Below are 13,855 nucleotides of genomic sequence, written 5' to 3' on the forward strand. Positions count from 1 at the left end.
ATGGAACCGAGTGAAGACCAAAAATTAGCTGATGAATGGGCTGCGGCGTTAAGCGAAGATCCAGCGGCTGCGTTGATGGGTGATGATATCGAAGTTGCTCCTTTAGAAGAGCTTTCGGATGAAGCATCACCAATAACAGAAGATGAGCGTCGTAAGCTGGATACCATAATGGATATTCCAGTCACTATCTCGATGGAAGTGGGACGTTCGCAAATTAGTATTCGAAACTTACTGCAATTGAACCAAGGCTCGGTTGTTGAGTTGGATAGAGTCGCTGGTGAGTCATTAGACGTAATGGTAAATGGTACGCTGATTGCTCATGGTGAAGTTGTTGTGGTCAACGATAAGTTTGGTATCCGTTTAACGGATGTGATTAGCCAAACTGAGCGTATTAAGAAGCTTCGATAACCGTATGAAGATTAATGTCAACGTATTCAGCTTACTTTTTCTTTCATTTCCTGCACTTGCTGCGGGTGCTCCAGAGCTGGATTTGTTAACAACGTTGGGTTCGTTACTGTTTGTTATTGCGCTCATTTTTGCTATGGCATGGTTACTAAAGCGTATGCGATTACCCGCGATGGGAAACCAGAAAGGTCTTTCAGTCATTCGTCAAGTTGCCGTCGGGACCAAAGAGCGAATTGTGGTTGTTCAGGCAGGAGAGGAACAGTTTTTGGTCGGGATCACACCCCAATCCATTAACCTTATTTCACGGTTGGATAAACCATTAGAGCAAGATCAGTTAACATCATCTAATCAGTTTGCCACTCAATTTAGTCAAATATTGAAGAAAAATGCTAAAGAATAACGCCTTCGCTGCCTTTATGGCAGCGTTTGTATTTATGCTGTTTACTCCAATTTCTGTTGCTCAGGAAGAACTTGAGACGCCTATACCCGCCACTGCCGTAGGTGCTGAGCAGATAACGGTGACAGCAATGGAGAAAGAGCAGGGGGCTGCAAGGTCTATTGGATTAGGAAGTTCATCTGGCGGTGCAGGCATTCCTGCTTTGACCATGAAGACCAATCCTGATGGTAGCGAAGATTACTCGGTAAACTTACAGATTTTGGCTTTGATGACCATGCTGGGCTTTTTGCCTGCCATGGTTATTTTAATGACGTCGTTTACCCGTATTGTGGTGGTGATGTCGATACTGCGACAAGCAATGGGTTTGCAACAGACGCCATCAAATCAGGTGATTGTTGGTATTGCTATTTTTCTCACCTTTTTCATTATGTCTCCGGTGATAGATAGAGTGAACCAAACTGCCGTTCAACCTTACCTCAATGAACAAATCAGTGCCCGACAAGCATTTGATTTGGCGCAAGATCCGATGAAATCTTTTATGCTGAAACAGACTCGGGTAAAAGATTTAGAGACCTTTGTGAATATATCGGGTTCTCTGGCGCAAAACCCTGAAGATGTTTCTATGAGTGTGCTTATTCCGGCTTTCATTACTTCTGAGCTAAAAACGGCATTCCAAATCGGCTTTATGCTGTTTTTGCCTTTCTTGATTATCGATCTGGTTGTGGCGTCGATATTGATGGCAATGGGTATGATGATGCTATCGCCTATGATCGTATCATTGCCATTTAAACTTATGCTGTTCGTGCTTGTAGATGGTTGGAACTTAATTTTGTCCACCTTGGCTGGCAGTTTTGCGTTGTAGCGGAGAAGGATAATGACACCTGAAGTCTTTGTAGAAATCTTTCGAAGTGCACTGTGGATAGTGTTGCTCTTGGTATGCGCAATTATTATTCCAAGCTTAATGATTGGTTTAGTGGTAGCGATATTTCAGGCCGCAACCTCGATTAATGAGCAGACATTAAGTTTTCTTCCGCGATTAATTGTAACCTTATTGGCGCTAATGTTTGGTGCTCACTGGATGACACAAACATTAATGGAATTCTTCTTTGAGATGGTAGAACGCTTACCTCAAGTGCTCTATTAAGGCTTGCTATGGAATATCCAACTCATATCATTCTTGACTGGATAGCCAACTACTTCTGGCCTTATACCCGTATCGCAGCGATGTTAATGGTGATGACGGTGACAGGGGCAAGATACGTCTCAACCCGAATCCGGCTTTATATGGGACTAGCAATCACGCTCGGAGTCTCTGCTGCCATTCCTGCGGTGCCACAGGGTATTGCATTACTCTCTTTTCAAGGCTTTGTGGTCACATTTGAGCAGATCATCATTGGTGTGGCGATGGGGATGGTGACGCAGTTTATCAGCCAGACCTTCGTCATGTTGGGGCAAATACTGGGTATGCAATCCAGCTTGGGTTTCGCTTCAATGGTGGACCCTGCTAATGGTCAAAATACGCCGCTATTGGGTCAGTTATTTCTATTTTTAGCGACCATGTTTTTCTTGGCCACCAATGGCCATTTGCAGCTTATCCAGTTTGTGGTAATTAGCTTTAAAACCTTACCCATTGGCAGTGGAGCGCTGACGAATGTGGACTATCGCGAGATGGCTCTGTGGATGTCGACTATGTTTAAGACGGCATTGAGTATGTCTCTATCGGGTATTATTGCGCTGCTGACGATAAACCTCTCGTTTGGTGTAATGACTCGTGCGGCTCCTCAGCTAAATATCTTCTCATTAGGTTTTGCCTTTGCGTTAGTGATCGGCTTGCTTCTATGTTGGTATTTAATGCTCGGACTGTTTAGCCACTATGATCTCTATTGGATGCAAGGTGAACAGCAACTTTGTACATTGATTAAGATGGAGTGCTAACGTGGCAGAATCTGACGGTCAGGAACGTACTGAAGACGCCACGCCCAGGCGGTTGCAACAAGCGAGAGAAAAAGGGCAGATAGCACGCTCTAAGGAGCTTGCATCGGTATCTGTATTGATCGTCGGCGCACTCTCTTTAATGATGTTTGGTGAAAAACTCGCTAAGGGGCTTTTTACCATAATGGGACGATTTTTTACTCTTAGTCGAGAAGAGATTTTTGATAGCGGTAAACTGTTTGATATCGTTTCGGGTGCTCTCGTTCACTTGATACTGCCGCTTGTTTTAATACTCATTACTCTTTTTATTGCTGCTTTAGTCGGTACAACTGGTGTAGGAGGGGTAAACTTTTCTATTGAAGCAGCAATGCCAAAACCTTCTAAAATGAACCCACTCAGTGGTCTCAAAAGAATGGTTGGTTTACAGAGTTGGGTTGAGCTGATTAAGTCTATATTGAAAGTTGCCTTGGTTGCTGGTGTGGCTTTCTATCTGATTAATGCATCAAAAGTCGATCTTTTTCAGCTTAGTTTAGATGTCTTCCCACAAAATATTTTTCATGCCTTGGAGATTCTACTTAACTTTATACTGTTAATTAGCTGTTCATTGCTGGTGGTGGTGGCGATAGATATTCCGTTTCAAATTTGGCAACACGCTGATCAGCTAAAGATGACCAAGCAAGAAGTGAAAGATGAATATAAAGAGACGGAAGGTAAGCCGGAAGTTAAAGGGCGTATCCGTATGCTGCAAAGGGAAGCAGCTCAGCGAAGGATGATGGCAGATGTTCCAACCGCTGATGTTATTGTCACCAACCCAGAGCATTTTTCTGTCGCCTTAAGATATGACTCCCTGACCGACAAAGCACCTGTTGTGGTGGCGAAAGGGGTAGATCATATGGCGCTTAAAATTCGAGAAGTAGCGCGAGAACACGATATCTATGTCATACCTGCTCCTCCACTGGCCCGTGCGCTCTATCACTCCACTGAACTTGAACAGCAAATACCTGATGGCTTATTTACCGCAGTAGCTCAGGTGTTGGCTTATGTGTTTCAGCTTAAACAGTTTAGAAAAAGCGGCGGTCAACGTCCTGTCCTTACTGAAGATAACATGCCTATCCCTCCCGATTATAAGTACTGATGGTTAAACCCTACTTGCTTGTCATTTATTTGACGAATCATATGGTCTGATACTTGCATGTGTAGTGCAAAGTATTGATTTAACTATTTTTCGTTCAAAGATTAAGCGCTGCTAAATAATGAAATTTTCTCTACCTGTTTCAAATAAATTAACATCAATATCGAGTAAGACTTTACCCGCAGTTGGTGCGCCAATATTGGTACTAGCTGCGCTTGGCATGATCATACTGCCCATTCCACCGCTATTACTCGATCTCTCATTCACTTTTAATATCGCCTTATCCATGGTGGTATTACTGGTGACAATCTATACACGACGCCCGCTAGATTTTGCTGCTTTCCCGACCGTATTGTTGGTTGCAACACTATTACGTTTAGCGTTAAACGTGGCATCAACACGGGTGGTTTTACTGTATGGGCATGAAGGAGGTAACGCCGCGGGTAATGTTATCGAAGCGTTTGGTAGCGTGGTTATTGGTGGTAACTATGCGGTAGGTTTAGTGGTCTTCCTGATCCTGATGATTATCAACTTTATGGTGGTAACAAAGGGTGCGGGTCGTATTTCAGAAGTAAGTGCTCGCTTTACGTTAGATGCCTTGCCAGGTAAGCAGATGGCAATTGACGCAGATTTAAATGCCGGTTTAATCGATCAAGAACAAGCAAGAACTCGTCGCTTTGAAGTCACAAAAGAAGCGGACTTTTATGGTTCTATGGATGGTGCTTCTAAGTTCGTTAAAGGCGATGCCATTGCCGGTATTTTAATTCTGTTTATAAACATTATTGGTGGTTTAAGCATCGGTATGGTGCAGTTTGATTTGGGTTTTCAAAATGCCATTGAAATTTATACCCTGTTAACTATTGGTGATGGTTTGGTTGCCCAAATTCCATCGCTATTACTCTCTATATCCGCTGCCATTATGGTAACCCGTCAAAATACAGATGAAGATATGGGCCAGCAGATGGTCTTTCAGATGTTTGACAACCCCAAAGCCTTGGTGATCACTTCTGCCATATTGGGCGTGATGGGTGTTGTGCCGGGCATGCCTCATTTTGCCTTTTTGCTGTTAAGTGCAATAGCTGGTGGTGTTGCTTATTGGCAGTACAAAAAACAGAAGAAAGAAGCGGATAAGCCAGCACTGCCTAAACCACAAGATACCGAAGCGCAAAATCAAAAAGAGCTGTCATGGGACGATGTTCAGCCAGTGGATATTATTGGCTTAGAGGTAGGCTATCGTTTAATCCCTATGGTCGATAGAGATCAAGGTGGTGAACTGCTTGAAAGGGTAAAAGGGGTAAGGAAAAAACTGTCGCAAGACTTTGGTTTCTTAGTGCCAGCGGTTCATATTCGAGATAATCTTGAACTAACGCCGAATAGCTACCGAATAACGTTAATGGGGGTTGCTGTCGGTGAAGCCGAGATTAGACCCGATCAAGAGCTAGCGATCAATCCCGGTCAGGTTTATGGCATGGTCGAAGGGGAACCGACGGTTGACCCCGCGTTTGGTCTTGAAGCTATTTGGATTGCTGAGGAGCAGCGGGAACATGCTCAAGCGCTCGGCTATACAGTGGTTGATTCCGCGACCGTATTGGCTACTCACTTAAGCCAACTTCTCACCAACAATGCTGCTCAGTTAATTGGCCATGAAGAGGTGCAGAATTTACTAGAAATGCTTAGTCGATCTACGCCTAAGTTGGTGGAAGGCTTTGTGCCGGATCAGCTTTCATTGGGTGCTGTGGTTAAAGTGTTGCAGAACCTATTACATGAAGCGATCCCTATCCGAGATATCCGCACTATTGTACAAACCTTGTCTGAGTATGCGCCAAAGAGTCAAGAACCTGACATATTAACCGCCGCGGTTCGTATCGCCCTTAAGCGTTTAATCGTCCAAGAAATCAATGGTATAGAGCCTGAACTGCCGGTAATTACATTAATCCCTGAGCTGGAACAAATATTGCATCAAACTATGCAGGCGTCGGGGGGCGAATCAACAGGTATTGAGCCAGGATTGGCAGAAAGGTTGCAATCATCTCTCAGTAATGCCACGCAAGAACAAGAACTTAAAGGTGAGCCTGCTGTACTGCTTACCTCTGGTGTATTAAGAACGACATTAGCGAAATTTGTTAAGAATACAATTCCAAACCTACGAGTGCTTTCCTATCAAGAGATTCCTGATGAAAAGCAGATACGAATTGTGCAAGCAGTTGGTAATTAGGTTTAGTACGAATTAACCTTGGACAAGTACATTGAAAATAAAACGTTTTTTTGCAAAAGACATGAGACTAGCACTTCTTCAGGTTAAGGAAGAACTGGGTGCGGAAGCGGTGATTATGTCTAACAAAAAGGTCACCGGCGGTGTCGAAATCGTTGCGGCAGTTGATGGTGATGGAAACCCTGCATCTCAGGCAAATCAGCCCTCTCCTGCGCCTCAACAGATGGCCTCTCGATACAATAACCATTCTCAATCATCGTCGATAGATGCTCAGACGGAACGTCGCTTACAAGATGATAGAGTGAGCTTGCAAGGCAGCAGCAAAGCGACAGCTTCACAAACCAAGCGATTTGCTAATATGCTTAAGCAATATAGTCAGGCAGATGAGTCGTTTGCCAATGAAGCCGATTCTCTTTCCGCACTGCTAAAAAGACAGAGCAATGGACAAGATGCTGCGACGGGCAGAAATGCACAATCAAAAGGTGCTATCTCGTCATCATTATCTGAAGAGTCAGGTTTAGCAAGATTAATTGCCGAGGATAGAGACGCAGAACGTCCAAAAGCAAAATTGGATCCGACTCGCTACGACAAAAATATCAGACAAGAACACAGTGACGCTGAAACCACTCAAGAACTCGAGTCAATGCGCGAAGAGATGATGTCTATTCGACGCTTGCTAGAGCACCAAGTGTCTGGGTTGATGTGGCAAGAGGTAGAAAGACGTGAACCACTTCGGGCTATGCTGATTAAGCGGCTTGAACGCATGGGGTTGGCGTCTGAACTTTCTGATCAACTCGCTTGCTATATCCCAGAAGACACACCGCCAGCTCAAGCTTGGAAAGCTCTGTTGGGATTGATTTCAGACCAAATCGCGGTAACCAAATCAGATATTCTGAAAAAAGGTGGTGTGGTTGCCTTGCTTGGTCCTACTGGAGTAGGAAAAACAACGACGATAGCAAAACTGGCTGCTCGAGCAGCGATGGAGTTTGGTCCAGACAATGTTGCACTGGTTACTACCGACACATATCGCATCGGTGCGCATGAGCAGTTAGCGATTTATGGAAGAATTATGGGTTGTCCTGTAAGAATTGCTAAAGATTCTGAGGAGTTAGCCGAAGTAATATATCAACTACGTAATAGAAAGTTGGTATTAGTGGATACGGCGGGTATGGGACAACGTGATGTTAGGTTGTCCGAACAGCTCGATACGCTGATGCAAGATAGTGGGGCGGTGATCAGTAGTTATCTTGTACTTCCTGCAACGGCGCAACGACAAGTATTGCAAGAAACCATAGATCATTTTAAACGAATTCCTTTATCTGGCTGTATTTTAACCAAGATAGACGAATCCTTAAGCCTAGGTGAATTCATAAACGTGATAATTCAAAATGTACTTCCCGTTGCCTATGTGGCCAACGGACAGAGAGTACCAGAGGATATAGTGATTGCTCAGCCAAAGTATATCGTTGCTAAAGCCAACGATCTGCTAGAGAAGTCAACAGAAGATGAACCGCATTACTGGACCAGTGATGCAGAAGGACTCTAGGCGGCAGATGACTATGATGAATGACAATATGCAAGATCAAGCAAGCGGCCTGCGTCGACTTACGCAGCCAACATTGACTAAAGTTATTTCTGTCACCGGAGGTAAAGGTGGTGTAGGAAAATCAAATGTAGCACTGAGTTTAGCCATTTCTATGGCGCGTCAAGGTAAGAAAGTCATGGTACTTGATGCAGATTTAGGTTTAGCTAATGTAGATGTGATGTTAGGCCTTAGAGCAACCAGAAACTTAGGGCATGTTTTAGCCGGAGAGTGTGAGCTAAAAGATTGTATTGTGGAAGGCCCTCACGGAATTAAAATTGTACCTGCAACATCTGGTACTCAAAGTATGACGGAACTGAGTCATGCTCAGCATGCGGGATTAATACGAGCATTTGGGTCTCTAGAAGAAGAGATGGACGTGTTAATTATCGATACCGCAGCAGGTATTTCGGATATGGTTGTCAGTTTTTCCCGTGCCGCTCAAGATGTGTTGGTTGTGGTGTGTGATGAACCGACTTCGATCACTGATGCATATGCATTAATTAAGCTATTGAGTCGTGAGCATGATGTGCAACGCTTTAAAATTGTTGCAAATATGGTCAGAAGTTACCGAGAAGGCAGAGAATTGTTTGCAAAGTTGACCTTGGTCACAGAGCGATTCTTGAATGTTAGCCTTGAACTCGTAGCATGTATCCCATTAGATGATAAAGTACGTCAAGCGGTAAAGAAACAACGTATCGTCGTCGATGCTTTTCCTCGATCTCCAGCTGCTTTAGCACTGAGCTCGTTGGCGAATAAAGCATTAACTTGGCCGATTCCGAAAACTCCTAGTGGTCATTTGGAATTTTTTGTGGAAAGATTGCTGAATAAACGAGAACCCGTAGGAGAGCCGTTTGGTGAATAAGGCGCTAACATATGACCAACGTGCGAATATAACGAGCCAGAATTCTTTTTTGGAACAATATTCGGATTTAGTCAAACGTATTGCGCATCACTTGCTTGGTCGTCTTCCTCCAAGTGTATTGGTGGATGATCTTATTCAAGCAGGAATGATCGGCTTGATTGAAGCACAGCAAAATTACGATGGCTCTAAGGGAGCCAGTTTTGAAACCTACGCAGGTATCCGAATTCGAGGTTCCATGCTCGATGAAGTTCGCAAAGGCGATTGGGTTCCTCGATCTGTTCATAGGAACAATCGAACCATTAACCAAGCCATTAATGAACTCGAGTCGATATTAAACCGAGATCCAACAGATGCTGAAGTTGCTCAACATTTAAATATGACAGCAGAGCAATATCATGTGGCATTATCAGATATTAACTGTTCACGTTTAGTGGGCATTGAAGATTTAGGTGTTTCTGATGACGTTATCGCAACAGCAGAAGAAACCCGAGAAAACTCTCCTTTTCAAGGAGTAGCGGATGAGAACTTTCGCCGTGCTTTGGTCGACTCGATCAAAGAATTGCCAGAAAGAGAAGCATTAGTTCTTTCACTTTATTACGATGAAGAGCTAAATTTAAAAGAAATTGGAGAAGTATTAGGTGTAAGCGAATCTCGTGTAAGCCAAATACATAGCCAATCAATGCAACGTTTACGCGCTAAACTTAGTGCTTGGACGAAAGACGATTAATTACACTGACTTGAACCTCAGTGGAGGTAATTTTGAATAAAAACATGAAGATCCTCATTGTTGATGATTTCTCAACAATGCGCCGAATAGTAAAAAACCTGTTACGTGACTTGGGCTTTAACAATACTCAAGAAGCGGATGATGGCTTGACTGCGCTGCCTATGTTGAAGAAAGGTGAATTTGACTTTGTGGTGACTGATTGGAACATGCCAGGTATGCAAGGTATTGATCTGCTAAAAAACATTCGAGCAGACGCTGAGCTAAAACACCTGCCAGTTCTAATGATTACTGCTGAAGCGAAACGTGAGCAGATTATTGAGGCTGCCCAAGCTGGTGTTAACGGCTACATCGTGAAGCCATTTACCGCCGCAACTTTAAAAGAAAAGCTTGATAAGATTTTTGAGCGCTTATAACTCTTTGATACGCAAAGATTAATAATAACTAGCGTAAAAGGATTTGATTAAGATGATTTCTTTAGAGCAGGCAAAAGAACTGGTCTCCTTACTTGAAGAAGGTAAGCAAGACGAAGCGGATCAAATACTGCTGTCGATTTCTCAAACAGCAGAGAATCCCATGCTCAAAGAGGTGGGGTCTTTGACTCGCGATCTGCATGACGCTTTAGGTCAATTTAAATTTGACTCAAGGATGAATGAGATTGCGAATGAAGAAATTCCCGATGCTCGAGATAGGCTTGAGTATGTCATGGCAAAAACCGAACTTGCCGCCAACCGTACCATGGATGCAGTTGAGGCGTCTCTGCCGATAGCAGATAATTTGCACGAATGTCTCTTAAAAGTAAGGCCAACATGGAACGCCCTCATGAAAGGTCGTATTGAATTATCAGAATTTAAAACGCTTTGTCATGAGATTGATCATTTGCTGGTTCAAGTGGAAGGTGATAGCACTGAACTAAGAAGCCAGCTAACTGAAATATTGATGGCGCAAGACTTTCAAGATTTAACAGGACAGATTATTACACGCGTAATCACGCTGGTGAGAGAAGTTGAAGATAGACTCGTTGAAATAATATCGACATTTGGTGTGGAAGCAGAAACGCAGTCAGAAGAGTCGAAAAAAACGTCAGTTGAAGCAGAAGGGCCAATTATGAACGCCCATGAGCGTGAAGATGCCGTTGCATCTCAAGATGATGTAGATGATTTATTATCGAGTCTCGGATTCTAAGGGTAATATATGAGCTATGAGTTAGACGAAGAAATTCTACAGGACTTTTTGGTAGAAGCTGGTGAAATCTTAGAATTGCTGTCAGAGCAATTGATTGAGCTTGAGAACAATCCTGAAGACACAGAATTACTGAATGCGATTTTTAGAGGGTTCCATACTGTAAAAGGTGGTGCAGGATTCCTTGCTTTGACAGAGCTAGTCGATGCTTGTCATGGTGCAGAAAACGTGTTTGATATATTGCGAAATGGACAGCGTTCAGTAACTGCTGAATTGATGGATACCATTTTACAAGCGCTAGACTCAATAAATATTATGTTTACTGCGGTGCAAGAGAGAGAGCCGTTAACCGCGGCAGATCCTGAAGTTCTTGCAGAGTTACATCGTCTAAGTCGTCCGGCAAGTGAAGACGAAGCTCCTGCTGCAGAACCCGAGCCGATAGTTGAAGCCGCAGTAGAACCTGAGCTAGAGCCAGTGATAGAAGCTGAGCCTGCTCCTGTAGTCGCTGAGAACAACTCTATTGATGATATTTCTCAGGATGAATTTGAAAAATTATTAGATGAACTCCACGGTAAAGGCAGTGCACCGGGTGCTTTGGCTGAGGCTCCAGCTGCGCCAGCTGCCACTCCCGCTCCAGCCGTACCGCCGGCCGGTGGCGACAGCGGTGACATAACCGATGACGAATTTGAAAAGTTACTAGATGAACTGCATGGTAAAGGTTCTGCACCAGGTGCTTTAGAGGCAGATGCTGGCAGTGTAGCAGCGCCTCCAGCAGCTCCAGTCGCGGCTACCACCAATGTTGCGGGTGGCGATCAAGACTTGATGAGTGATGATGAATTTGAAAAATTACTCGATCAACTACATGGCTCTGGTAAAGGACCTTCGGTAGAAGAGTTAGAAGCGGCAACAAAACCTGTTTCTGCTAATCCTCCACCAGTCAAAGCAAAACCAGACGTCGCGAAACCTGCAGCAGCGCCTAAAGCTGCCGCACCTAAAGCCGCAGCGAAACCGAAAGCGGCGGCTAAACCTGCTGCGCCGGCTAAAAAAGCAGCAGCGCCAGCGAGTAATGATAAAGGTAAAGCAAAAGCGGCGGCACCTAAGCCACAGGCAGAAGCGACAGTAAGGGTAGATACATCAACCCTAGATACCATAATGAACATGGTGGGTGAACTGGTTCTTGTTCGTAACCGTTTGGTTAGCCTTGGTTTAAGTCGCAATGATGAAGAGATGTCTAAAGCGGTAGCAAACCTTGATATCGTTACTGCTGATTTGCAAGGTGCGGTAATGAAAACGCGCATGCAGCCAATCAAGAAAGTGTTTGGCCGATTCCCTCGAGTGGTAAGGGATATTGCTCGGACTCTGAAGAAAGATATTGTTCTTGAGATGCGCGGTGAAGATACCGATCTAGATAAAAACCTAGTTGAAGCGTTGGCCGATCCACTGATTCACTTGGTAAGAAACTCAGTCGATCACGGTATCGAAATGCCGGATGATCGCCAAAAAGCCGGTAAGCCAAGAACGGGTAAAGTCATTTTATCTGCTTCTCAAGAAGGTGATCATATTGAGTTAGCCATCGTTGATGATGGTGGTGGTATGAACCCTGATACGTTACGCGGAATTGCCGTTAAACGTGGTTTGATGGATAACGAAGCCGCCAGTCGTTTAACCGACAAAGAGTGCTTTAATCTGATTTTTGCTCCTGGTTTCTCAAGTAAAGAGAAGATTTCAGACATTTCAGGTCGTGGTGTGGGAATGGATGTGGTTAAAACCGCCATCAATACCCTGAATGGTTCTGTAGATGTAGACTCAGAAATGGGCAAAGGAACCAAGATAACCATCAAAGTTCCATTAACGTTGGCAATCTTACCGACTCTAATGGTTGGTGTGTGTAAACAACCGTTTGCACTGCCATTAGCGAGTGTAAATGAAATCTTCAATCTTGATTTGTCTAAAACCAATGTTGTTGATGGTCAATTAACCATCATTGTTAGAGAGAAATCTATTCCATTGTTCTATCTACAGAACTGGCTTGTACCAAGAGCGGGAAGTGTCGATCAGCGTAAAGGTCACGGACATGTCGTTATCGTTCAGTTAGGCAGTCAACGTGTTGGCTTTGTTGTAGACAGCCTTATTGGACAAGAAGAAGTGGTAATCAAACCATTAGACGAATTACTTCAAGGTACGCCGGGGATGGCTGGAGCAACGATCACCAGTGATGGTCACATCGCCCTGATTCTAGACGTACCAAATCTATTGAAGGAATATGCGATTCGTTCGTAAATGTAAGAAGGAATATATGGCAGTACGAGTACTAGTTGTTGATGATTCAAGTTTTTTCCGCCGACGGGTCAGCGAAATAATTAATGCTGATCCTCGACTAGAAGTCGTGGATGTTGCGGTAAACGGAAAAGAAGCGATTCAAAAGGTAATGGACGTCAAACCTGACGTTATTACTATGGATATCGAGATGCCAGTAATGGATGGTATTACTGCAGTACGAGAAATAATGAAGGTAGCACCTACGCCCATCTTGATGTTTTCTTCGTTGACTCATGATGGTGCACGAGCAACGTTAGATGCATTAGACGCGGGTGCGCTGGATTTTCTGCCGAAAAAATTTGAAGATATTGCTCGAAATAGAGATGAAGCGACTCAATTATTGCAGCAACGAGTAACAGAGATTGCGCGTAAAAAAATGCTGATGAGGCGTCGTACTCCGACGCCAACAGCCCCACCGAGTACCAGTTCTTCATTACGTAGGCCTGTTGCATCAGCACCTGCTGCTGCAAAACCAACTTCAACCGCAAGAAGTGTTCCTAGCAAATTTAGAGCCTCTGGAAAGAAATACCAGTTGACCGCTATTGGTACATCTACTGGTGGTCCAGTTGCGCTACAGAAAATTTTAACTAAGTTACCTGCAAACTATCCGCACCCTATTGTGCTTATACAGCATATGCCAGCCACCTTTACGGCTGCTTTTGCTAGCCGCTTAAATACCTTATGCAAAATTCAGGTTAAGGAAGCTCAAGATGGTGATGTACTGAAACCTGGAGTGGCCTATCTCGCCCCCGGTGGATTACAGATGATGATAGAGGGCCGTCCCGGCGCCGCAAAATTGCGTATTGTAGATAGCGGTGAGCGGATGAATTACAAGCCGTGTGTCGATGTGACATTTGGCGCAGCATCGAAAGTTTATCAAGATAAAGTACTCTCCATGGTGTTAACCGGCATGGGGGCAGATGGCAGAGAAGGGGCGAGAATGCTCAAATCTGCTGGTGCGACTATTTGGGCTCAAGATGAAGAGAGCTGTGTTGTATACGGCATGCCGCAGGCTGTCGCGAAGGCGAATATATCCACAGAGGATTTACCGCTGGAGCGTATCGCTGAACGTATGCTTGTAGAAGTTGGCTTAGCTTAGGGAGCA

At 44.2% G+C, this 13,855-nt stretch carries 14 protein-coding genes; all 14 read left to right on the forward strand.

Features of this window, described 5'->3' with window-relative positions:
* The 14 genes from fliN (at window position 1) to F0227_RS05050 (ending at window position 13,849) form a co-directional block, all read left to right on the forward strand.
* Window positions 1-408: a flagellar motor switch protein FliN gene (gene fliN, locus F0227_RS04985; RefSeq protein WP_171752082.1), complete on the forward strand. Its 408-nt coding sequence runs from the start codon at window positions 1-3 to the stop codon at window positions 406-408.
* A gap of 4 nt (window positions 409-412) precedes the next feature.
* Window positions 413-805 (forward strand): flagellar biosynthetic protein FliO, encoded by a 393-nt coding sequence (gene fliO / locus F0227_RS04990; RefSeq protein ID WP_171752083.1) that lies wholly within the window; start codon window positions 413-415, stop codon window positions 803-805.
* Window positions 792-1,664 (forward strand): flagellar type III secretion system pore protein FliP, encoded by an 873-nt coding sequence (gene fliP, locus F0227_RS04995; protein WP_171752084.1) that lies wholly within the window; start codon window positions 792-794, stop codon window positions 1,662-1,664. The genes fliO and fliP overlap by 14 nt, the downstream gene beginning before the upstream one ends.
* Before the next feature lie 12 nt (window positions 1,665-1,676).
* Window positions 1,677-1,946, forward strand: coding sequence for a flagellar biosynthesis protein FliQ (gene fliQ, locus F0227_RS05000; protein ID WP_171752085.1), 270 nt, complete (start codon window positions 1,677-1,679; stop codon window positions 1,944-1,946).
* Between the two features lie 8 nt (window positions 1,947-1,954).
* Window positions 1,955-2,737, forward strand: coding sequence for a flagellar biosynthetic protein FliR (gene fliR, locus F0227_RS05005; RefSeq protein ID WP_171752086.1), 783 nt, complete (start codon window positions 1,955-1,957; stop codon window positions 2,735-2,737).
* A 1-nt stretch (window position 2,738) separates the two neighbouring features.
* Window positions 2,739-3,869 carry a flagellar biosynthesis protein FlhB gene (gene flhB, locus F0227_RS05010; RefSeq protein ID WP_171752087.1) on the forward strand — a complete coding sequence of 377 codons (1,131 nt, stop codon included), beginning with the start codon at window positions 2,739-2,741 and terminating at the stop codon, window positions 3,867-3,869.
* A gap of 118 nt (window positions 3,870-3,987) precedes the next feature.
* On the forward strand, window positions 3,988-6,081 hold the full coding sequence (flhA, locus tag F0227_RS05015) for a flagellar biosynthesis protein FlhA (RefSeq protein ID WP_171752088.1): 2,094 nt from the start codon (window positions 3,988-3,990) through the stop codon (window positions 6,079-6,081).
* A 31-nt stretch (window positions 6,082-6,112) separates the two neighbouring features.
* A complete protein-coding gene (gene flhF / locus F0227_RS05020) occupies window positions 6,113-7,624 on the forward strand; it encodes a flagellar biosynthesis protein FlhF (protein WP_171752089.1) in 1,512 nt (503 codons plus the stop codon).
* 16 nt (window positions 7,625-7,640) lie between these two features.
* Entirely contained in the window at window positions 7,641-8,525 is an 885-nt protein-coding gene (locus tag F0227_RS05025) for a MinD/ParA family protein (RefSeq protein WP_171752190.1), read from the forward strand.
* Complete coding sequence (locus F0227_RS05030) at window positions 8,518-9,252, forward strand: RNA polymerase sigma factor FliA (protein ID WP_171752090.1); 735 nt, start codon at window positions 8,518-8,520, stop codon at window positions 9,250-9,252. Before F0227_RS05025 ends, F0227_RS05030 begins: the two co-directional genes overlap by 8 nt.
* Before the next feature lie 44 nt (window positions 9,253-9,296).
* On the forward strand, window positions 9,297-9,665 hold the full coding sequence (gene cheY, locus F0227_RS05035; protein WP_137357623.1) for a chemotaxis response regulator CheY: 369 nt from the start codon (window positions 9,297-9,299) through the stop codon (window positions 9,663-9,665).
* A gap of 52 nt (window positions 9,666-9,717) precedes the next feature.
* Window positions 9,718-10,434: a protein phosphatase CheZ gene (locus F0227_RS05040; protein ID WP_171752191.1), complete on the forward strand. Its 717-nt coding sequence runs from the start codon at window positions 9,718-9,720 to the stop codon at window positions 10,432-10,434.
* 9 nt (window positions 10,435-10,443) lie between these two features.
* Window positions 10,444-12,711: a chemotaxis protein CheA gene (locus tag F0227_RS05045; protein WP_171752091.1), complete on the forward strand. Its 2,268-nt coding sequence runs from the start codon at window positions 10,444-10,446 to the stop codon at window positions 12,709-12,711.
* A 16-nt stretch (window positions 12,712-12,727) separates the two neighbouring features.
* The gene (locus F0227_RS05050; RefSeq protein WP_171752092.1) at window positions 12,728-13,849 is read left to right on the forward strand and encodes a chemotaxis response regulator protein-glutamate methylesterase; all 1,122 of its coding nucleotides are present in this window, start codon (window positions 12,728-12,730) and stop codon (window positions 13,847-13,849) included.
* The last annotated feature ends 6 nt before the right edge of the window (window positions 13,850-13,855 follow it).

Source organism: Vibrio sp. 99-8-1 (assembly GCF_013114595.1).
GTDB lineage: Bacteria > Pseudomonadota > Gammaproteobacteria > Enterobacterales > Vibrionaceae > Vibrio.